Raw genomic sequence first — 20,554 nt, 5'->3', positions numbered from 1 at the left:
CTCCTAGTTGCTAATGATCTTGCCGCCGTCGATGATCAAAGTATCTCCGGTATGATATCGAGACAGATCGCTAGCCAGATAGACGGCGGCTCCCCATAGATCGTCGGGCATACCTGCACGGCCAAGCGGGGCTTTCGCCGCAACAGCGTCTGCAATCATCTTGCCTGTTTCGGCGTCCGCCATAGTCATTTCGGTAATGATAAAGCCGGGCGCGATAACATTGCACCGGATAGCGTGTGGGCCAAGCTCGACGGCAATGCCTTTGGCCAGCGCTGCCAAAGCCCCTTTGGCAGCGCCATAATGGGTCATCGTTGGCACGCCCTGAAAAATCGATCCGCTGCCGCAAAAAATGATGGAACCGCCATTTCCCTGATCAACCATATGTTTGGCGACTTCGCGCGCCGTGAATACCGCCCCGTGCTGATTGACATTGATCAAATGATGGTAGGTGCCGGAATCCATTTCGATGAATGGCGTTTGAGAGGCAATCCCTGCATTGGCTATAACTGTATCGATCTTCCCCATATCCTTCAGCGCTGCATCAACGCCGGAAACGATTGCCTCTTCATCAGTAACATCGATGGTATCACAGCGCACTTTCACGCCCATTGGCCTTAGTTTTTCCGCAGCCCGTTCGTTGGCCTCGGCGCGGCGTCCCCAGAGAATGATATCGCTGCCAGCGCGTGCCAGACCTTCGGCAAATCCAAATCCTAATCCCGAATTGGCTCCGGTCACCAGCGCCACTTTTCCAGTAAGGTCAAATAGATTTTGCGCCACTGCGGCTTGCACCCTCTTTACATTTTATCTCATCAGCCGAACTAGCCGGTTTGTTGCACGCAGGCGCATATCTTTCGGTAGGGCAACGTTCAATCATCTGCTGTTGTAGCGATAGAGGAATAAAGGGATCAGCAAATGACAGGCCATAAGCGGAAAGGCAGAGTATTCGAAATACTCGACATGCGTAACCCCGTGCTGAGCGAGGCACAAAAAACAGCACTAGACGCCGCCGCGAGGGCAAGTTTTGATTTTTCCGCGAAAGCAATCATGCAAGCTGCACAGGATCAGACCGGACTGTCGGATTTTGGGAAAATGGATTTCGTCGAACGCCTGGACCTGTGGTGCCAATGCGTGAAAGACGACAAATTTCTTTCACCGGTCAGCCATGCTGCATTGTGGTCAATGTTCCTGCGCTATGCCTGCGACCGGTTGAGGGTTGAAGATATTTGTAATCGCCACCCTGAAATCCTTGACATAGAGATTGACCGACCAATCATTGTTGCCGGTCCGCCCCGGTCAGGGACCACTCATTTGCTCGGCCTCCTTTCGGCAGACAATCGCTGGCGGTCGCTACCCTGGTGGGAGGCAACAGCACCTGTACCAACTGAAGCCGATGCTCCAACGGCGGACAATCCCAATCCGCGCTGGTCCCGCGCGCAAACCGGATGGGAACAGCAGGACGCGTTGATGCCGCTATTCAAATATATGCATGAATTCTCACCAGATCATATCAGTGAGGATATCGAGCTCCAGGCCCTGGATTTCTCCTCCTACCTAATCGAATGGATGGCCTTGGTCCCAAAATGGCGAGACTATTATCTCAGCCATGATCAGTCCGGCACTTATGCCTATCTTAAAAAGGGGCTGCAGGTTCTCACATTTCTGAATGGTCCTAATCGCTGGGTTATAAAATGTCCGCAGCATATGGAGCAGCTACCAGTCTTGCGGAAAACTTTCCCTGATGCAACCTACGTCATCACCCACCGCGATCCGGTAGGATCGATCCGTTCGACATTATCTATGTGGCTATATGCTTCCCGAATTCTGCGCACAAAGAGCGACCCCGAAGAACCCAAAAAATATTGGATTGACCGTTACAAAACACTGTTGCAGCGCTGCGTTCAGGATCATGGCTGCCTCCCCGCAGCGCAAACCGTTGATGTTTTTTTCCATCAGTGGATCAAGGACCCCGATCTGATTTTGAAAGAAATTTATTCAAAGGCAAGCATGCCGCTAGATGCCAAGGTGTTGACCAAGCTGCACAAATATCATTCGGATAATGATCCGGGCGTAAAGGGACGGGTCATATTCGATCTTGAACGCGACTTCGACATCAGTGCGGAAGATATTCGCCAGCATTTCAAATTCTATTTCGATCGATTCCCGGTCGAACAAGAAATCAAATAAGTAACTACGGAGACCTTAATGCCAAAAATACATGTGATTGACCGTTCGGGCAGCAGCAAGACGGTAGAAGCCAATGAGGGTATATCCTTGATGGAAGTTATCCGTGACGAGGGCTTTGACGAACTGCTCGCGTTGTGCGGCGGTTGCTGTTCCTGTGCGACCTGCCACGTTCATATCGACCCGGCCTATTCCGGCAAGCTTCCTGAAATGACCGACGACGAAAATGATCTGCTCGATAGTTCGGATCATCGCGATGAACATTCGCGTTTATCCTGTCAGATTGAAGTTACCGGTGATCTCGAAGGAATCACATTGACAATTGCTGACGAGGATTGATGATGAGCGATGCGCTAGGCGAAGTCCTTTCTTTTTTTGACGAGTGGAAGCCGACTCTGGGTGATATGCTCGCCTCGATGGAAAGGCGATTTACTGCCGAAACCGTCTGGGAAAATATTGGATTGTCCAAAACAACCGGATTTGCTGAAGCCAAATCGTTCATGGACGGTTTTGCGCAAACTCTGCCAATCGAAAGTGGCGAAGTAATCGTGCATCACGCTTCAGCCAATGGAAATGTCGTGCTCACAGAACGCACAGACAATTTTTACGACAAAGACGGAAAACAGATTGTGTCGATAAAATTGATGGGTGTATTTGAAATGGACGGGGCACAAATAATCGCCTGGCGCGACTATTTTGACACCGCTAAAGGCTTCGGCTGATGTTTGAAGGCAAACAAGTTTGGGCAGAACTACCCGTTCTACCTGCGAAAGAATTGGTGCCTCTGGTTCAAAAATTCGAGGCGGCAGGCGTAGAAGGTGTCTGGGCACCGCAGATTTTCGGTGCGCCCTTCACCACATTGGCTGCAGCGGCTACGGTTACCAAAAAGATCAAATTGGGCAGCGGCATCGCACTCGCCTTTACTCGGAGCCCGCTTGAAACGGCATGTAGTGCTATTGATCTAGATCATATCAGCGACGGGAGAGTAGTTCTTGGACTGGGCTCCAGTGCAAAGTCGCAAATTGAGGGCAGCTTTGGCATGGAATATGGCAAGCCGCTGGCCCACATGCGCGAAGTGGTGGCGCAAGTGCGCGCAGTGATCGAAAATGGACATAGCGGCGAGTTACAAAAGCTTGAAGGTGAATATCATACACTCGATCTTTCTCATTTTCGCTTGATCCGGCCTGCCCGGCGCTCATCCGTTCCCATTTTTCTACCTGCTATATTTGAAAAAGCTTGCGAGCAGGCAGGCGCGATAGCTGACGGGTTGCTCGGCCATCCGTTGTGGACGACAGACTGGCTGCAAAGCAAAGTGACGACGCATGTTCAAGCAGGCCTGGACAAGGCGGGGCGCGAGCGCAGCGAAATCGACGTGAATTTGATGATCTTCACGGTCATCAATGATGACCGTGCTGAAGCGATAGCCGATGCGCGCGCCAACATCGCCTTTTACACCCAATCGCCACAATATTTGCGCTATTTTGATGCAATCGGCTTTGGCGGACAGGCTAGGGAAATTCAGGCCGCCTTTGCCGTGCAGGATTATGAAGCGATGACAAAAGCCTGTCCGGACGAAATGATTTCTACGATCACTATCGTTGGTCCGGCCGATGAAGTGCGCGAAAAAGTGGCAGAACGCGCGCAATATGCCAATTCCATTACGCCGGTGGTTCCACAATTTGGATTAGAGCCAGACAAGGCAGCCATTTACAGGCAGCGCATTGCCGATTTATTCTATCCTTCAGTTACGGGCAAATAATCCGGCCAGCAAGAATTCAGCCATGGCATCGGCCTGCGCCTCTTTCTGACTACCCGGTTCGTCTTCGGTAAACGGATCGGACAACAATCTGTCGTGCATTGGACCGAGCGCAAAGTAGGAGCCGACACCGTGGACAAGTAGAGCTAGAAGGGCGCTGGAACTAATCGGCGTCAGTTTCTTCTCCTGTGAAACATCGGCCATCAGAGCCTGAAGCCGTTTCTGAAAAGGCAGAGTAAACTGGTTCGTGATATAGTCGAGACGCCAGCTTTGCCGCCGCCCCTCTTGTTGGCTAAGCGCGACAATATCGGAGTTGATGATTGCCCAACGGCAAAAACGCTTCACCAGATCCCGTAACCGCTCTTGCGCGCTTCCCTGCGTCGTAAATGCGGGCTCAACATCGCGCGCCGCGGCAGCCAAACGCCAGTTAACCGCAGCCTTCCACAGTTCCGACTTACGCCCAAAACGGACGTTGAGCAGATTGTGACTGACGCCTAACTCGCGCGCCATCGCCCGCATAGTTGACGCTTCATAACCCAACGTGGCGAACATAGAAAAAGCGGTCTTCAGCAGATCCGCCTCGTCGACAGAATCCCTTGTAGACGCTTTGGGACGTCCCCGTTTGCGTTCTTTATTTGGAATATTTGCTGCCAATGCTCCGTAGGTTGCCATGAAAGTCAATTGACAATTAAATTGTCATCTGTCAATTTAATTGTCAATGCAGACTGATGAAAGTATGAGTCGCAAATGACAGATCAAATCTGGTGGGCAGTTGCCCGCTCTGAAGACATTCACAAAGACAAGCCGGTCAACGCCGATATCGGCGACCAGCCTGTTGTACTGTGGCGCGATGCAAACGGCGCTGTTCGGGCGTTGGAAGACCGCTGTCCGCACCGCCGTGCACCACTTTCGCTGGGCTGTATATTGGGCAACGGCATGATCCAATGCGGCTACCATGGCTGGACCTATGATGGCGAAACCGGTCATCTGAAGGATATTCCAAACCTAAAATCGACACAGAAATTTCCTCCCGTGTATAAGGCAAAGCCCTTTGGCGTCGCGGAAAGCGGGGGTTTCGTTCGCGTATGTCTAAATCCGAAAGCGGAAAATCCAGCTCCCTTAAGCGAAAAATTGCCGCTATCAGGCCGCGAAACTGTCGCGTTGGACCATCAACATTATGTCGACACTTTGTTTGACGATCCGGGCTTGCTAATCAATATTCGCGGCGTTCGTTTTTCACCCTATTTGATGGCGGAGCTTTCAGAGCGGGACGGGCGTCTTGTTCTTGAACGATCTTGTCAATGGGCGTCGCCGCACTGGCCCGCGCCATTTTCTTCCGACTTCCCGATCACGCTCAAAATATCGGCCGATCCAGCGTCGGGCGAGTCCGAATTGTTGCTGCGCGACGATCAGTTCAACCCGTTGCTGCGCGCAACGCTGGCACCTGTTCCCGGTGCCCGCGGGGTGACACAAGTCCAATGGCGCGCAAAATTGGAACGCAAGCGCCCGGGATTGATGGCCAAAGCTATGGGACTGAGGGCGCCGTTCAATGTGCTTTCGCATATTGATGGCGAGTCACTGCGCGTTTTAAAACCTTCAGCATCCATTCACGCTTCCGATCTGCGCGAAGAAATAGCCAGTCGCAGCGATTCCGCCGCACAAGCCGCTGCCTGACAGCGGCGCAGGAAGATTAGAGGAGACGAGCATGCTAGAAAATCAAGAAGCGCCGCAAGTAAACGATTATGAAGATCCGGTCAGCGCAGACCCGCGCGAATTTGCAGCTAAGGTCAACAATTGGGTTCCGCATGATCTTGTACTGAAAGATGCTTGGTTTCCCGCTGCGCACTGCTTTGCCATCGGCAAAAAACCTATTCGCCGCGCGATTTATTCACAGCCCTATTTTCTATGGCGCGAAAATGGCAAGATTGTCGCATCCGAATTTCATCCGAATGAAGGAATGTTTGCAAATAAAAGCGAATATTCCGACGCTGCAGGCCGTTATCCGGTAATTGAGAAATATGGCTATGCTTGGTGCTGGTTTGGAAATCCTGAAAGTGCTGCGCCGGAACATATACCTAGTATTCCTTATCTCCCTGAACAAGGCGGTGTTCCTGAACATATGCTGGGAACAGTCCGTTTCGATTGCTGCGCCCCGCTTAGTCTGGAAAATCTGATCGACCTTACCCATGCTGATTTCATCCATGCTGATGTCGTGGGTGATGAGAAGATGGACAAGGAAACGGTTGAAGTTTTCCACGATAGCGAAACGATTACCATGGTGCGGACCTGCGTGAATAAATCGGTTGCGCCGATTATGAAGATATTTGGCGGCGTGCGCGAGGATGTGCAGCAAGTGCGTCAGGTTATTCGTATCTATCTACGTAGCCACGCCGCCATCGCCTATGGCAAATTTGACCCTGGCGATAATGTGCAATTATTCCATCCCTGCGTTCCTGAAACGAGGGATCGAACGCGGCTCGACTATGCGATGAACACAATGAATGTGAAGAAGCACAACCTGTTTCGCTATATGATGCCAAAGGCGAGCTATAAGGTTTCGCGCCAAGACAGCAGCATGACCAGCCCGCAAAGCCCGCGCTATATGCGCGAAGAAAAACGCAAGGATTTGCATTCGCCACTCGATGAAGCCGGTCAGAAATATCGTGTCTTGATGCTCGCACTAGCCGAAAGACAGGCGAAAGGTGATTTTGAATATCGTGATAATGTCAGCACCGATTGTAGCGACATTATAGGATATCAAAAAGAATGACAAAATTGACAAACGCAGTTGGTGAAGAACGTAAATATTGGGGCGTGATACCTATCCTCCCTGCCCCGGTCATGGGCGGCATGGCCAAACAGATGGAACAGGTCGGCTTTGAAGGCTGTTTCTCGCTCCAGATTTACGGCGCACCTTTTGTCCCCATGGCTGCAGTTGCTGCAATGACAGACACTTTAAAAGTCGCCCCAGGTATTGCCGTGGCTGGCACGCGCAGTCCTGTTGAGACAGCCTATTGCGCCATTGAATGCGATACAATCAGCCAAGGCAGGTTTGTCCTGGGCCTGGGAACTTCACTGCACAGCGCTTTGGAAGGCATTTATGGAGAGCCACATCGCAAATTGCTCACTCATTTGCGAGAAGTTGTCAAAATTGTGCGCTATGTCAACGCCAATGGCCACAAAGAAATGGAACCGTTGAAGGGCGAATATTATAATCTGGAATGGACAGAAAAAATGATGACCGCGCAGCCGCTGCGCGAAGACATCCCTATCTGGATTGCCGCACTAAAAGACAAGCTGACCGACATGGCGCTGGAAATCGGCGATGGACTGATCGTCCATGCGCTATGGACGGCCGATTACACAAACCACAAGAAACCCTTTATAGAGGCTTCGCTGGCCAAACATGGCCGCAAACGCGAAGATGTCGAAATCAATGCATGGCCGTGGGTTGCCGTAAACGATGACAAGCAGCAAGCAATTGATGACAGCCGTGCAACCGTGGCTGGGTATATCGGCTATAAGGAGTATGAGAGCTTTTTCGATTCCATCGGTTTTGGAGATTTAGCCCGCGAATGTCAGCTCAGCGCTGGCGAACATGGCGATGTTTCCGGCATTATCGACAAGGTAAGCGATGACGCTGTGCAAGCATTTGTAAAATGCGGCTCTGTTGATGATGTTCTGGAGCAGATTGAACCATTTTGGAATGTCGTGGACTCGCTTTGTCCTATGACACCCTATCGCAACCTGTCGATGGAACAGCTGACAAGCTACAATGAAGGCATTTTCAAACTGGTCATGGAGGCCAAAAGCCGGGAAGCCTGAACTGACAGAAAATTGCGGATGGAGAGAGAGAGGCATGACGACTGCGACCGAGACCCTGCTGGTCTATATGGACAATCCCGATCCGTTCCGGGGGGCTCCAGATAAGCTTGCAGAGCTTCAGTTGGAGGCAGTGCGAGAGCGTTTTGCCCAGCAGGTAAAGCGCGTCCCCGTCCTCGCTCGCCGCGCCAAGGAATTGGGCGTGACGGAGATAAAAACGCTGGACGATCTGGTCCCGCTACTTTTCGCACATACCAACTATAAAAGCTATCCAGAGGCCTTTGTCGACAATGGCCAATGGAAGCATATGAGCATGTGGTTGCAAACCTTGAGCTCTGTCAGCACAGCCAATATCGACGTTGAGGGCTGCAAAGATGTTGATGACTGGATTGACAGAGCCAAGGACGCCGGACATTTCGTTTTTTCCTCCAGCGGCACGTCGGGGAAAAACAGCTTTCTAAACGAAGGGGCCGAAGAACGCGAGCGCGCCAAAAACGCTTACCTGCACGGCTTTAACATCGCCACTCCCGACCATAAGCCAGTGCAGGATCGCCATGTGTTTAGCGTAATGGCACCCAAGGGCGTGCACAAGCTGACCCATAGCTGCAATTTTCTCTATGATGCATGGGCAAAACCCGATGGCGGTCTGCATCGTCTAATCGAAGCGCCAATGAAGGCGATGGACACAATGCGCCCGCATCAACTGCGCCGATTGCTGGCATCGGGGAAAATCGGCCCGGCGGAAATGGAAGCCTTCGAAAAAGAAATGGAAACCAAAGCGGAGGAAAATGGCGTGCGCTTTGACAATTGGATTAAAGAGATTGTCGAGCTACGTCACGAACCTCTCTATATCGCCTGCATGTGGGCACAAGCCTGGATGATCGTAGAACGATTGCGAGCGATGGATATAAAAGACGGTGATTTCCATCCGGATACGATTCTTTCGGTTGGCGGCGGAACCAAGGGCGCGAAAATCCCGGTGGATTATCGCGAGCAGATCAAATCCTTCTTCGGCGTGGATGAAAGCCGCCTCTCCAACAGCTATGGCATGGTCGAAATTTCCGGCTTCAATGCGCTGATCCAGCCGCACGGCGTCTATGCTACGCCGCCATGGCTGGTGCCGCTGGTGTTGGACAAAAGCGGAGACAAGCTGCTCAACCCTGCAGATGGCAAGGGGCTAGTCGAGGGGCGCATGGCTTTTTTCGATCTCAATGCCGAATATCGCTGGGGCGGCATTATTTCGGGTGATAAGGTCACTGTCGAATTTGGCTCTGGGCTGGACGGCGTAAAGACGCCGATCGTGCGCAGCATCGCGCGCTATGCCGATCTTGAAGAAGGCGAAGGCAAGCTCACCTGCGCGGGAACCATTGACGGCTATGTCCGCGGGAGCGTTGCTGCATGAACGCGCCCGATATTATAGATTTTGGTGAACGGCTTTTGGTACCTCATGTGATCAAGGGCGAAACGCAAATTTCTGCGGAAGTCGAGCATTTTAGCCGCGCCACGCAGGAAACCGTGATGACGCCAAAGCTGGATTTGGATGCGCTAGTCTGGCGGCGTCACGAAGTCGGCCCCGCTTTTGATACCCCACTTGCCGAGATAATAGACTTTCTGGATGCGGTCAGCGAAGCGCTTGATTATGATAAGAACAGCTATCTGCAAGAGGCAATGGAACAGAACGCGCGTATCGGCACTTTGGGCGCGCGCATATTGGAAAATTGCTACCGCGATATTGCCACATTTTTCACGCGGGAGGCCGCGACAGCTGAAGCGGTCGGTTCATTCGGTTCGCTCGAGGCGCTGGATGGGTGGCATCGACAGTCCATCAGGGGTGCCGAAACCGATATTCGCGCCTTCCCGCCGCGCATGGTGCATATTCTGGCCGGCAATGCTCCTGTTGTACCGCCGATCACCATCGTCCGCGCGGCGCTGTCCAAAGGCCTACATTTGCTAAAAATGCCGTCAAACGACATGTTCACGGCTACGGCATTGCTGCGCACCATGGCTGATGTCGGCCCCGATCACCCGGTCACACGTTCGTTTTCCGCTGCTTATTGGCGCGGGGGCGATGAGGCTGTTGAAGGCCATATTTTCCGCTCACAATATTATGATAAGCTGGCAGTATGGGGAGGCGACGCGGCTGTGCGCCACGCAATGAAATATGCTGCGCCGGGTTTCGAGATTATCAGCTTCGACCCCAAAGTATCGATCGGCCTGATCGGCAAAGAGGCGCATGAATCTGAAGAATCATTGGCCAATGTAGCCGAACGCGCGGCGGCAGATGTTCTGGCATTCAATCAAGATGCCTGCGCATGTGCTCGGTTCCAATTTGTTGAAGGCGATGATGAACAGATTGATGCTTTTTGCAGTGCCTTGCAAAGCGAAATGGGCAAAAACACGCGCTATGGTGATGGCCCAAATGGCCCTGTTCCACCGCAGGAGGCGGTGGAAGAATTAGACATGCTCGACATGCTGGCCCCGCTCTACCACGTTTATGGTAAGCCAAATGGCGGCGGTATGGTCATCAGGTCATCAGAGCCTGTCGGATTTAATCCTTCGGGCAAGATCATCAATGTCGTTCAGGTAAACGAGCTGAGCGAGGCCCTGCCCCATGTTACTGTCGCAACGCAGACTGTCGGTGTCTATCCGCAATCGCGGATGGGTGGGCTACGTGATGCTTTGTCATCATCTGGCGTTCAGCGCATTGTGCGCTTGGGCAATCATATCGGCGGAGCATTTGGCGGATTGCCACATGATGGAGGATGGCCGCTCCACCGGATGATGCATTGGGTTTCGGCTGAAGTTTAAGTATCCGGACGTGATCACTGTCCCGCATGTACTAAAAGTTTCTCGCTTAACTCCCATAACCGCTCTGCGCCTTCATCACTTTGGGCAGCTGGTGTCATGCTGCCGGGCTTGCGCTTGGCGAAATATTGACCGGTCGCTTCAGGTGCACCGCCGCGTGCCAACCAAAGTATTGTATCTGCACCCTGTTCAGGGCTTAGCGAAAATGGTCGACTGAACAAATACATCAGTTTTACCACGATATTGCCGTGACTGTCGAAATTCGTTTGTACGAGGCCGGGATGAACAGAATTAACCCGAATTCCTTTACCCTTCAGGCGCTTTGCTAATTGCCGAGCATGGAGGATATTGGCGAGTTTAGATTGGGTATAGGCATCGCTGGCGTTGAATTTGTTCGTTTGTTGCAGATCGTCCCACTTCATATCCTTGATAAACTTGTGAGCGATCGAAGCGGTGTTGATGACTTGCGCTCCGGGAGCAGCAGCCTGGAGGAGCGGCAGCAACCGGTTCGTCAGAAGAAAAGGTGCAAGGTGATTGGTTGCAAAACATTGCTCAAATCCATCTGCGGTCTCAACCCGTTTTGCAGGAGTGAAACCCGCATTGTTCACGAGCAAATCGATTTTGTCGGTCAGTTTCGCTACTTTCTCGGCAAATTTGGAAACCTGATCCATGACTGAAAGATCGGTTAGCACCATCTCAATCTTGGCTTCAGGCGCTTCATTGCGAATATTTTCCATAGCTGCCTTAGCGCGTTCGGCATTGCGGCCTTGTGCGATAACCCGCCAACCATCTATTGCAAGTTCGCGCGCAACAACCAAGCCAATGCCAGAGCTTGCGCCTGTTACCACTGCTGTTTTCATACCGAAACACTCCTTCCAGCAATGAAGCCGGTCACCAGCGCCGGGCCGACATTGCAGCCGTGCGCTGGCGATTTGCCCTGCCAGATCGAATTGGCATCGAGACCCGCAGCCCACAGGCCGGGAATTGGTTGGCCATCCTCACCCTGGACCCGGCAAGAGGCGTCGATCTTGACCCCGACAGTGGTCGAGCCATCACCCGGGAAGATTTGCACCGCGTAAAATGGGCCTTCGCCCATCGGTCCAAAGCAGGGGTTGGGCTGATGCTTGGGATCGCCAATTTCCTGATCGATCAGCGTGTCACCCTTGCCGAATTGGGTATCCTTGCCGCTTGTCGCGTCTTCATTGACCTTGGCCGCCGTTGCTTCAAGCCCTGCTGGATCGACGCCGATCTCGCCAGCCAGCTCGGCCAGAGACGCTCCCGATTTCATATAGCCGCATTCAACCATTTCCTTGATCTTGCCGCCGCCCTGCAACACCAAGCCGAGGCCGTATTTCTTCACATTCCTAGAACTCGCGATGATCCATGCAGGTACAGTTTCCGTGGCATGCATGATCTCGACAAAATGCACGCTCGCTTCATTGCCAAAGCGTTCGCCCTTGTCATTGACGGCGATGCAGCCGGGTTTCGACATGTCCATCAAGTGGGCAAAACGTTCGACATAACCATCTTCGCGCGTACGCTTGGAGACAACTGCCCAAACTGCATTGGCATGGTTTTCCTCGCCCATCATTGCGCCAGTTGCTTTCGCAGCGTTTATGCCATCACCTGTATTGTCATAGGGCAAAATGGAGACGTGCTGCTCGGCAAAGGGGATATAAGACTTACGCATCTGTTCATTGGCCGAAAACCCGCCTGATGCGAGCACGACTCCGCGTGAGGCGCTGATTTCGATCGATTTCCCATCAATTGTTGCCACCACGCCGGTAACTTTGCCATTGCTGGTCAGGAGGCGTTCGACCGGAGCATTTTCTATCAGATCAACGCCCGCATCCAATGCCGATTTCAACAGACGGCCAGCAAGCGCCGTGCCCATGGTCAGGCGTGAACCACGGCCCAGCTTTCTCTTGTCGAGAGCAAAGCGAATGGCGATCTTGGCCATGTGCCAAAGCCCAGACGGGGCCGGAATCTTGGCCAGATATGGCAGATCGAACAGATCGATCATCATGCCGCCCGGCGCATTGAATTCCTCGCGCGGCTTGGACAGGCGACTTAAATCTTCGCCCAGCTGCTTGCCATCAAATTCAGCCGGAGCAAGCAGGCGGCCATCATGGCGTGCGCCTTCGACTTCGGGATACCAGTCGCTTGAAGGAGGGGAGATCAGGAAGTTGACGGCGCTGTTCTTGTCCATCCATTCGACCATCTCCGGCCCGGTTTCGATATAAGCCTCGATCAGCTCGCGCTCGGCACGATTGCCGACTACGGCGAGCGCATAGTCGAGCGCCACCTGCTTGGAATCATCGACGCCAGCGGCCTTTGCCTGCGGGCTTTCCGGGATCCAGATGCCACCCCCAGAGATTGCAGTCGTACCACCAAAATGCGCCGCCTTTTCCAGCACCGCCACCTTGTGGCCCGCTTTTGCCGCGACAATGGCGGCAGTCAGACCGGCGCCGCCCGATCCCATTACGACTACGTCATATTGCATCGTTATCTATCCCCTCAAGCACACATGATCGCGCGCATCGCCTTGTCATCTATGTCCAACTGCCCCGCACAATCGAGACAATCCCAATATTCGCGCCACCATTTGATTTTACCTTTGGCATCAAGATCAAACACGCCGACAACGTTGGTTGCTGTTGATTGACCATTGGCCAGTTGGCGGACGGTATCAACGCGTTCGGTAAACACGGTCGTTCCATTGACAGCCACATGCAAAATGTCACAAGCACATTCGTCATATAACTCGTATTGCCTTTCCATTTCTCCGCAGATCGCATCGGCTCCCTCGCGAACTGGCGCTATGGGTACCACCGGTTGATAGCGTGCATATCCGCCAGCATCGATCGAAGCGCACTCACATCCAGTTTTTGCGTGTGGAACAGAGCCAGGAAATCACGCACAATTTGCTCATAGTTCATAGCTCATCCTCCTTGCTGGCCAAAGAATGCCTGGACTTTACTGGTGTCAAAATATTCGCGGCCGTGAATGATAAGGCCATCCTCTATGACAAACAGGTCATGATATTCATTCGCGTATGTTCTGTCGCCAAAGTGCATTTCGGACCGGATTTCCGCAGCGACAATATCTCCCTCTGCGATAATCCCGATGATTTCCACTTTGCGGGGAGAGGCATTGAGCAACATGTCTTTCACCGCATCTGTATAGGCTTTGCGCGACATCTCACCTGCACCCAGTACCCACCATGTGCATTGCTCGGCCTGCAATTCCTCAATAATTTCAACATCCCCGGATTCTACAGCGCCCAAAAACCGGCGGACGATGGCTTTATTGGTTGCTTCCTGACTCACGGTGAATTTCTCCTGCTGCAAAATACCGTTGAGCAATCCGGATATTACCGCGCCTTTCCTTGGACAGGTCGTTCAACGATGCGATCTGCAATGATGACCCCGCAATCATTTGTGGGGAGAGTCCGGTTGACGAACGGCGGCACGGTTTCCGGCTATCGCTGGTATGTCTTGGCAATATTGACAATTGCCCAGACGTGCCACGGCATAGACCGAGCCATCATCGGGCTGGTGTTAAAGCCCCTAGGGACGGAATTTGATCTTTCCGGATCCCAATTGGGATTGCTGGCCGGATTAGCCTATGGATTGCCCTTTGCGCTGGCCGCCATTCCCTTTGGATATGCGGTCGATCGTTTTAACCGCAAGAACTTGATGACCATTGCTCTCACGGGCTGGAGTGCTGCTACAGCGTTATGCGGGGCGGCAACCGGTTTTCTCTCCCTCCTCGCCGGACGCGCAGCGGTGGGTATAACCGAGGCCGGAGGATCGCCAACCGGAATGTCTCTTTTGTCTGACTATTTCGGTACCGACAAACGATCCACGGCAATTGGTATCTGGTATCTGAGCACAGGTTTAGGAACGGCGCTGGCATTTTTCGTTGGTGGGTGGATCGTAGAAAATCATGGCTGGCGCTGGGCCTTTGTCGCAGCAGGAATTCCTGGTCTGATGCTCGCGCCAATCCTGTTTGTGACAGTCAGAGAACCAAAGAGGGGACAACAGGACGAGACTGTGGAGGCGAGCGATGCACCTTTGATGCAGCGCAGCCGAACTTTGCTGGGCCGTCCTGGTATTGCCTATTGCATCGCCGCTATCACATGCATCGCAACGGGCATATATGGCATGAGCACCTGGCTCGCCACGTTTTTGATAGACAGCCATGAATTTTCGGTATTTCAGGCCGGAACAACAGTGGCCATTGCATATGGTATCTTGGGGTCTATTGGCGGCCTTGCCGTCGGTTGGGGCGCAGATCGTGTCAATGAAATGCGAGGTGGGTTCGACCCCACCCTTACGTCGGCACTAGGATCAATCATTCCTGTCCTCACGGCAATTACCGGGATGGCAGCAGTCGGGTTACAGGAAACGGCTCATGCTGTTTTCTTTGTCATGGCTGCCGGGTTTTTGAGCGCATCATATAACGGACCCATTTATGCAGTCATTGTCACCGTGGCTGGGCCACAATTGCGCGGACTGGCTGTTTCCTTTGTGCAACTTAGCGCCAACTTGATAGGAGTCGGACTTGGCGCATGGCTCATCGGAAAGGTCAGTGACGTCGTCGGTGGCAAGGATGGTGTGGCTTGGGGGATCGGCGCCGCGATGCTGTTTTGCATTGCGGGCGGCTTACTGCTGATGGCCGCGAGCCAGCAAATTAAAAAATCAGAATTCGCAAGGAGTTAATCATGGACCCGCAGGCACCACCTCAATATCATAACCCGGTCGTCGATCCCAATTGTGTGCCGCGCCCATATCCAGCGCGGACTGATCATATCCCAGCGTCAATGGATGCTATCGATGCTGCATGGCTCAGCCGAATGATGAGCTATAAATATCCGGGCGTCGAAGCGAACTGCATGGAAACCGTCGAAATCCTGAACAGCCATACCACAAAGTGGCGGATCAGGGTCGATTGGAACGATGCCGGTATTGCAGCCGGAATTCCCGAGCATTTATGCATGAAGGCTAATTGGTCGGGCTCTTTTGATAATGTCGACATCCACGCGCTGGAGGCACGCTTCTATCATTTTATGGTCGAGAAAATGAAGGTGCCGACAGCCAAATGCTACTATGCTGACTGGGACGATGATGGCACGGCTCACGGCTTCATAGTGCTTGAAGACCTTGTCCAACGCGGCGGAAAATTTGGACATAGCACCCAGGATAACGGCGTTGACATGATCATGGAAAATCTCAACGGCCTTGCAAAATTACATGGTAGCTTGTGGAACAGCGACAAAATTAGTCCCAAAAACGCGCCATGGCTGCAGACCCAGATGGATACGCCCGTCGATAGCGACCAGGTGCGGATTATGTGGCAATGGATTGAAGCCAATCTGAGAGACCCAAATTTTTGCGCTGTGGCCCCGCAACATTATCGGGACGATCCGCGGAAAATTGAGCGGGCATTTGACCGGCTTGGAGAGATCGAGCGCGCTTATGACGCTCCCTATTGCATTGTTCTGGGCGACTGCCATCAAGGAAATACCTACATCTTGCCAGATGGCGAAGAGCGGTTGTGGCTTGACTGGCAGCTGGTCCGGCGCGGCCGCCCTTGGCGTGATCTGACCTATTTTGTGATTGGCGCGTTGTCGATTGAAGAACGGCGCAAGCATCATAAGGACATGGTCAAACAGTACCGCGAATATTTAATTGAAACGGGTGCGGAAGCCGTGCCCAGTCTTGAACAAGCATGGGAGCAATCCCGGCTGTTTGTCATGTACGGTCTACAAGCTTGGGTCGCCAATCTGGACGAATGGGGTCAGGACGGCTTGCCTATGAACGAACGGTTTTTTGCCGCAGCAGAAGATTATGACACTTGGAAATTGTTAGGAGAATAGAATGGGTTTGGTCGACGGAAAAGTTGCAATTGTCACCGGCGGTGGTGCCAATATCGGAGAAGCTTGCGCAAAAATGCTTGCGAGCAATGGCGCGTCGGTTGTCATCGCAGATATTAACCTGGAAGGCGCACGGCGCGTTGCCGATGAGATTAAAGAAGCGGGCGGAACTGCAATGGCATCCGCCGTCGATCTGGGAGATGAAGATACGATTGTGGCCATGGTCACTGCGGCAGTTGAGCGCTTTGGAAAGATCAATATTCTTCACAATAATGCGGCCAATACAGGCGCGGAACAAATGACCCGGGATGGCTCACTGGCTGAAATGGATCAGCAAGTTTGGGACGCCGCCTTTGACATAAATACGCGCGGGACGATGCTCGTAACCAAGCATACCGCTCCTCAAATCATTGCGGCTGGTGGCGGATCAATTATAAATACAAGCTCTGGCGTTTCGTTGCTTGGAGACGTTTTAAATCCGGCTTACAGCGCATCAAAAGCGGCCGTAAACGCCCTCACGCGCAATACCGCGGCACAATTTGGTCAAGCCAATATCCGTTGCAATGCCATCCTGCCAGGATTGGTGCTGAGTCCTGTCGCACGCGCGCAGATGAGTGAGGAGCAATTGTCAATGATCCAACGTCACGTGCTGTTGCCGCGTGAGAGCGTTGCGGATGATATTGCAGGCGCAGTGCTTTGGCTGGCATCAGATCTTTCGAGCTTCGTGACCGGTCAGATTATTTCTGCCGACGGCGGTATTTGTCATCATCAGCCACATTATGCTGACATGATGGACATGTTTGCCAAGGCATAAAACTGAACGCGTTATGCAGTGCGGGCATGGAGCCGACTGAAAAACGCTTCTGGAAACTTCTTCCGGTTCAAATATGAGGCATAATTTCTTCGGCAACCCAGGTCTGCCGGTCGATCCAGGCCTGCTTGCCGGTTAGCCCTGGAGGAAGCGGAACGATCGTTTCGGTGACCCCAAGTTCCTTCAACCAGCTGATCTGATCGATAATCTTCTGCTTATCGCTGGTTCCCGGCGCGCGCGGATCATCCAATATCTCATGCTGGGCACCAACATTTAGCATCTCCAGAGCAAAGAAGAACTCTAGCGACCGGCCATCATATTCCGGCTGTGATTTGATATAATCGATGCAATCAGGGAATTTTTCCGGCGGTGTGCGGAACGGCGACCAACCATCACCAAATTTGGCAACCCGGCGCTGTACAGCAGGTGCGTCGCCACCGAACCATATCGGAAGATGTGGCTGCTGGACTGGCTTCGGCCCGAAGCCGCAATTTTTGAAATTTACGAACTCGCCTTCAAACTCGGGATCTTCCTTGGTCCATAGTTCGATCATTGCGGCGGCATATTCATCCGCCATTGCGCCCCGCTTGCCAAATGGAACGCCGAGCATGTCAAATTCTTCCTTAAGCCAGCCGACCCCGAAAATTGGTTCCGCACGTCCGCAGGTAAGCCAGTCAAGTGTCGACCATGCCTTCGCCTGAACGATCGGATTTTGCAGTGGCAGGATCGAAATCGAGGAGGTCAGGCGAAGGTTTTTAGTTTGCCCGCCTATAACGCCCAGGGCAACTACGGTATGGAAATACCAATCACCTGACAGCTCAATATGTTCCTTGGGGATGATGAAATGTTCACCAAGCATGCATTTATAGAAGCCGAGATTGTCGGCAACAGCCATCAGCTCTCCAACATCTGCGCCTATCAGGGGGTCTTCCCAGGGCTGAACCATGGCAGCGACCTTCATGCTTTTCGGAACACCGATGCTGAGCTTCATTTTCATGTCCTCCTGAACCAAATGCTGAATTCTATTGGTGCTGGATTGATGCGATCAAAAAACCTTTCTATGGGCAGGCATTCTCAAATCGCAAATCCGTGCACCCGTACAAATTCGGCATCATCCGGCGTATCCAGATCGGCCGCAAGTCCGATCCGTTCCAGAACAGGCATATCGGGATATTGCTGACAATGCAGGGCCCGGCTATTTGCACCGAAACAAAATTGAAAAGGCCTTAAATCGGCAATCGCCAGGGCATTGGTACCTTGGCCTGTACGGTCAGTTGCCAGTGCAGCGCCATTTTGCGCCATGCCAAGCAATGCTTGTACATCGTCTACCGACAATAGCGGGAGGTCAGCATGAACAATGCAAATTGGAGCACCGTCCTGTTTTATGTGCCACGCTGTTACCTCTGGATTGAGGCCGCGCCCCTCATCTCGAACCCATCTTCCTTGCCATGCTTGGGGAGGCACCGGAGAAAGAATGGAGATATCGTTGAGATTGAAGCATTCCTGCAATGTTGACAGGACATGAGATGCCATGCGCTCGGCAAGATCTGACCTGCACTTGCCTTTCATAATTGGACCAAGCCGCGATTTACCTTCATTACCCTGTTTGATCGGAACAAGTACCTGCCAGCCGGTCACGCTGCGATCTCCTTCGCAAGTTGCAGCGCCGCTTCGGCAACTCGTTCACGGTCCTTCGATGACGTCATCAATGTGTCTGTCCGGGAAACGGGCAAATTAGCTGGCGCAGTATCCTTGCCATGGACAACCATCGCATCGAGCCATGTACCATAATGGCTAGCAATGCTTTGATTGCTTGTTTCCAGGCCCAATTCGCCCATCAGCTTTGCTGTAGGTCCTTTTACTGCCTTTCCTTGGATCAGGGGCGATACAGCGACAACTGGTGCCGGGGTTTCTTGGAGAGCTGTTCTGATCTCGTCAATGGAAAGCAGCGGGTCGACACTAAGCCACGGATTGGACGGTGCAATGAAAACCGCTTCACTTTCCATAATTGCCTCCACAACACCTGATGCAGGTACGGCTTCTGCTGCGCCTTCAAAGTGTACTGCTTTGACTTTAGGAGAACATTGGTGCTCTACGAAGTAACTCTGGAAAGGCAGTAACCCCCCATCCGTGTCTACCCAGGTGGCGACGGGATTATCACTCATGGGTAATATAGAAAGCTGTAAATTCCATGCGCTGGCAAAGCGAGCGATGATTACCGACAGAGGCTCGCCGGCAGCGAATGCAGCGGCGCGCAACACATGCAGCGCCAAATCGCCATCACCCAGATTGAACCAGTCTTCACCTCCGAGTGATTTGAGAGCTGCCATGAAATTCCAAGTTTCTCCTTCGCGCCCCCATCCAAGCTCAGAATTGGATTTGCCCGAAAGCGTATAGAGCAAAGTATCAATGTCAGGGGAAATCGGCAGGCCAAAATGGCGGAAATCATCACCAGTGTTGACAATAGCAGTCAGGCTATTTTCTGGCAGCTGGCGATAAAGCCCGTCCACCAGCTTTGCCCCGCCAACGCCGCCGGTCAACACCGCATAACGCGCGCTCACCGGAACAAATCCTCAGCATGCGGGCGCAGGATCATCTCGCTCGTCTGAGCAGCCCCTTCGAAAGACAGTCCGCGTATTATGCAGGCGGGAATGCCCTCCGCGCCCTCGCCCATTGCCAGGCCAGCGGCGCCGGCGACGGCATCGGCGAGCGCGAAATTGGTCACTTGCATGATCCGCCCATCACGATCCTTTGAGCCGCGCTGATCGAGCATAGCGGGCATTCCCGCCACCCCGATAGCGACATTGACCGTGCCCATCCGCCAAGGCCGGCCAAAGCTATCCGAGATTATGACAGCGCCGCCGCATGCCTTGGATATTTTCTTAGCGCTCAAGTCGGGGTTTTTTGGTAATAACAACAGCTTATAGCCATTGTTTGAGCCCAAATTGGAAGCATCGATACCGGCATTGGCCATTACATGTCCCAGTCGGTGCCTAGTAATAAGAATTCCAGGCGCCTTGCGAACCACAGCGCTCGATTCCCGCAGAACAAGCTCGACTAACGCCGCGTCCTTGTCGACCTCTTTGGCAAGTGCGGTGGCTTCTGGAGAAGGTCTAACGCTTCTCAGGTCAACAAAGCAGTTCTCCGCCTTGGAGACAATTTTCTGTGTCACCACCAGCACATCACCATCAAGCAGAGGTGTTTCCTCCCGATCCAAATGTTTAGCGATAATCTGCGGCAACCTATCGCCGGGTTTGATTTCTGGCAGTCCGGTAATGGCAATTATCTGGATCATATCAGT

22 protein-coding genes are annotated in these 20,554 nt (G+C 52.8%); 12 read left to right on the top strand and 10 right to left on the bottom strand.

The window, feature by feature from the left end:
- Nucleotides 1-3 precede the first annotated feature (3 nt).
- Nucleotides 4-777 (bottom strand): SDR family oxidoreductase, encoded by a 774-nt coding sequence (locus ACO6S1_RS11190; protein ID WP_422342782.1) that lies wholly within the window; start codon nucleotides 775-777, stop codon nucleotides 4-6.
- A gap of 135 nt (nucleotides 778-912) precedes the next feature.
- Here ACO6S1_RS11190 and ACO6S1_RS11185 point away from each other — a divergent pair, with 135 nt between their 5' ends.
- The 4 genes from ACO6S1_RS11185 to ACO6S1_RS11170 are packed head-to-tail and all read left to right on the top strand — an operon-like array spanning nucleotide 913 to nucleotide 3,940.
- Nucleotides 913-2,184 carry a sulfotransferase family protein gene (locus ACO6S1_RS11185; RefSeq protein WP_422342781.1) on the top strand — a complete coding sequence of 424 codons (1,272 nt, stop codon included), beginning with the start codon at nucleotides 913-915 and terminating at the stop codon, nucleotides 2,182-2,184.
- Nucleotides 2,185-2,202: 18 nt separating this feature from the next.
- Nucleotides 2,203-2,520, top strand: a complete 318-nt coding sequence (locus ACO6S1_RS11180; protein ID WP_422342780.1) for a 2Fe-2S iron-sulfur cluster-binding protein — start codon at nucleotides 2,203-2,205, stop codon at nucleotides 2,518-2,520.
- Entirely contained in the window at nucleotides 2,520-2,903 is a 384-nt protein-coding gene (locus ACO6S1_RS11175; RefSeq protein ID WP_422342779.1) for a limonene-1,2-epoxide hydrolase family protein, read from the top strand. The genes ACO6S1_RS11180 and ACO6S1_RS11175 overlap by 1 nt, the downstream gene beginning before the upstream one ends.
- Entirely contained in the window at nucleotides 2,903-3,940 is a 1,038-nt protein-coding gene (locus tag ACO6S1_RS11170; protein ID WP_422342778.1) for an LLM class flavin-dependent oxidoreductase, read from the top strand. Before ACO6S1_RS11175 ends, ACO6S1_RS11170 begins: the two co-directional genes overlap by 1 nt.
- Here the strand turns inward: ACO6S1_RS11170 and ACO6S1_RS11165 are convergent.
- Nucleotides 3,923-4,609: a TetR/AcrR family transcriptional regulator gene (locus ACO6S1_RS11165; protein WP_422342777.1), complete on the bottom strand. Its 687-nt coding sequence runs from the start codon at nucleotides 4,607-4,609 to the stop codon at nucleotides 3,923-3,925. The two genes, ACO6S1_RS11170 and ACO6S1_RS11165, sit on opposite strands and share 18 nt — an antisense overlap.
- Nucleotides 4,610-4,684: 75 nt before the next feature.
- Between ACO6S1_RS11165 and ACO6S1_RS11160 the strand changes: the two genes are divergently transcribed.
- Genes ACO6S1_RS11160 through ACO6S1_RS11140 form a run of 5 tightly spaced genes read left to right on the top strand, consistent with a single transcriptional unit; the run spans nucleotide 4,685 to nucleotide 10,567 of the window.
- A complete protein-coding gene (locus ACO6S1_RS11160; protein WP_422342776.1) occupies nucleotides 4,685-5,611 on the top strand; it encodes a Rieske 2Fe-2S domain-containing protein in 927 nt (308 codons plus the stop codon).
- Nucleotides 5,612-5,642: 31 nt separating this feature from the next.
- Nucleotides 5,643-6,707, top strand: coding sequence for an oxygenase (locus tag ACO6S1_RS11155; protein WP_422342775.1), 1,065 nt, complete (start codon nucleotides 5,643-5,645; stop codon nucleotides 6,705-6,707).
- The gene (locus ACO6S1_RS11150; protein WP_422342774.1) at nucleotides 6,704-7,762 is read left to right on the top strand and encodes an LLM class flavin-dependent oxidoreductase; all 1,059 of its coding nucleotides are present in this window, start codon (nucleotides 6,704-6,706) and stop codon (nucleotides 7,760-7,762) included. The genes ACO6S1_RS11155 and ACO6S1_RS11150 overlap by 4 nt, the downstream gene beginning before the upstream one ends.
- A 34-nt stretch (nucleotides 7,763-7,796) precedes the next feature.
- On the top strand, nucleotides 7,797-9,161 hold the full coding sequence (locus tag ACO6S1_RS11145) for a hypothetical protein (protein ID WP_422342773.1): 1,365 nt from the start codon (nucleotides 7,797-7,799) through the stop codon (nucleotides 9,159-9,161).
- Nucleotides 9,158-10,567: an acyl-CoA reductase gene (locus tag ACO6S1_RS11140; protein ID WP_422342772.1), complete on the top strand. Its 1,410-nt coding sequence runs from the start codon at nucleotides 9,158-9,160 to the stop codon at nucleotides 10,565-10,567. Before ACO6S1_RS11145 ends, ACO6S1_RS11140 begins: the two co-directional genes overlap by 4 nt.
- Before the next feature lie 14 nt (nucleotides 10,568-10,581).
- On the opposite strand, the gene ACO6S1_RS11135 is transcribed toward ACO6S1_RS11140, so the two are convergent.
- The 4 genes from ACO6S1_RS11135 to ACO6S1_RS11120 all read right to left on the bottom strand — a co-directional run bounded on the left by ACO6S1_RS11135 (nucleotide 10,582) and on the right by ACO6S1_RS11120 (nucleotide 13,893).
- The gene (locus ACO6S1_RS11135) at nucleotides 10,582-11,424 is read right to left on the bottom strand and encodes an SDR family NAD(P)-dependent oxidoreductase (RefSeq protein WP_422342771.1); all 843 of its coding nucleotides are present in this window, start codon (nucleotides 11,422-11,424) and stop codon (nucleotides 10,582-10,584) included.
- Nucleotides 11,421-13,067, bottom strand: coding sequence for an FAD-dependent oxidoreductase (locus tag ACO6S1_RS11130; RefSeq protein ID WP_422342770.1), 1,647 nt, complete (start codon nucleotides 13,065-13,067; stop codon nucleotides 11,421-11,423). Before ACO6S1_RS11130 ends, ACO6S1_RS11135 begins: the two co-directional genes overlap by 4 nt.
- A 14-nt stretch (nucleotides 13,068-13,081) precedes the next feature.
- The gene (locus ACO6S1_RS11125) at nucleotides 13,082-13,396 is read right to left on the bottom strand and encodes a limonene-1,2-epoxide hydrolase family protein (protein ID WP_422342769.1); all 315 of its coding nucleotides are present in this window, start codon (nucleotides 13,394-13,396) and stop codon (nucleotides 13,082-13,084) included.
- A 110-nt stretch (nucleotides 13,397-13,506) separates the two neighbouring features.
- Nucleotides 13,507-13,893 (bottom strand): nuclear transport factor 2 family protein, encoded by a 387-nt coding sequence (locus ACO6S1_RS11120; RefSeq protein WP_422342768.1) that lies wholly within the window; start codon nucleotides 13,891-13,893, stop codon nucleotides 13,507-13,509.
- A 126-nt stretch (nucleotides 13,894-14,019) separates the two neighbouring features.
- Here ACO6S1_RS11120 and ACO6S1_RS11115 point away from each other — a divergent pair, with 126 nt between their 5' ends.
- Genes ACO6S1_RS11115 through ACO6S1_RS11105 form a run of 3 tightly spaced genes read left to right on the top strand, consistent with a single transcriptional unit; the run spans nucleotide 14,020 to nucleotide 17,256 of the window.
- Entirely contained in the window at nucleotides 14,020-15,288 is a 1,269-nt protein-coding gene (locus ACO6S1_RS11115) for a spinster family MFS transporter (protein WP_422342767.1), read from the top strand.
- Between the two features lie 2 nt (nucleotides 15,289-15,290).
- The gene (locus tag ACO6S1_RS11110) at nucleotides 15,291-16,445 is read left to right on the top strand and encodes an oxidoreductase family protein (protein ID WP_422342766.1); all 1,155 of its coding nucleotides are present in this window, start codon (nucleotides 15,291-15,293) and stop codon (nucleotides 16,443-16,445) included.
- A 1-nt stretch (nucleotide 16,446) separates the two neighbouring features.
- Complete coding sequence (locus ACO6S1_RS11105) at nucleotides 16,447-17,256, top strand: SDR family NAD(P)-dependent oxidoreductase (protein ID WP_422342765.1); 810 nt, start codon at nucleotides 16,447-16,449, stop codon at nucleotides 17,254-17,256.
- A gap of 67 nt (nucleotides 17,257-17,323) precedes the next feature.
- Here ACO6S1_RS11105 and ACO6S1_RS11100 read toward each other — a convergent pair whose 3' ends face one another.
- From ACO6S1_RS11100 to cofE, 4 genes are all read right to left on the bottom strand, one after another.
- Nucleotides 17,324-18,250, bottom strand: a complete 927-nt coding sequence (locus ACO6S1_RS11100; protein WP_422342764.1) for a TIGR03619 family F420-dependent LLM class oxidoreductase — start codon at nucleotides 18,248-18,250, stop codon at nucleotides 17,324-17,326.
- Nucleotides 18,251-18,327: 77 nt separating this feature from the next.
- A complete protein-coding gene (gene cofC / locus ACO6S1_RS11095) occupies nucleotides 18,328-18,891 on the bottom strand; it encodes a 2-phospho-L-lactate guanylyltransferase (protein ID WP_422342763.1) in 564 nt (187 codons plus the stop codon).
- Nucleotides 18,888-19,814 (bottom strand): 2-phospho-L-lactate transferase, encoded by a 927-nt coding sequence (gene cofD, locus ACO6S1_RS11090; protein WP_422342762.1) that lies wholly within the window; start codon nucleotides 19,812-19,814, stop codon nucleotides 18,888-18,890. The genes cofC and cofD overlap by 4 nt, the downstream gene beginning before the upstream one ends.
- On the bottom strand, nucleotides 19,811-20,548 hold the full coding sequence (cofE, locus tag ACO6S1_RS11085; RefSeq protein WP_422342761.1) for a coenzyme F420-0:L-glutamate ligase: 738 nt from the start codon (nucleotides 20,546-20,548) through the stop codon (nucleotides 19,811-19,813). Before cofE ends, cofD begins: the two co-directional genes overlap by 4 nt.
- Between the last annotated feature and the right edge of the window lie 6 nt (nucleotides 20,549-20,554).

It is taken from the genome of Parasphingorhabdus sp., assembly GCF_965233695.1.
In the GTDB taxonomy this organism is placed as follows: Bacteria; Pseudomonadota; Alphaproteobacteria; order Sphingomonadales; family Sphingomonadaceae; genus Parasphingorhabdus.
Note: the sequence above shows the minus strand (reverse complement) of the source record. Positions and strands in the feature narration are given on the sequence as shown.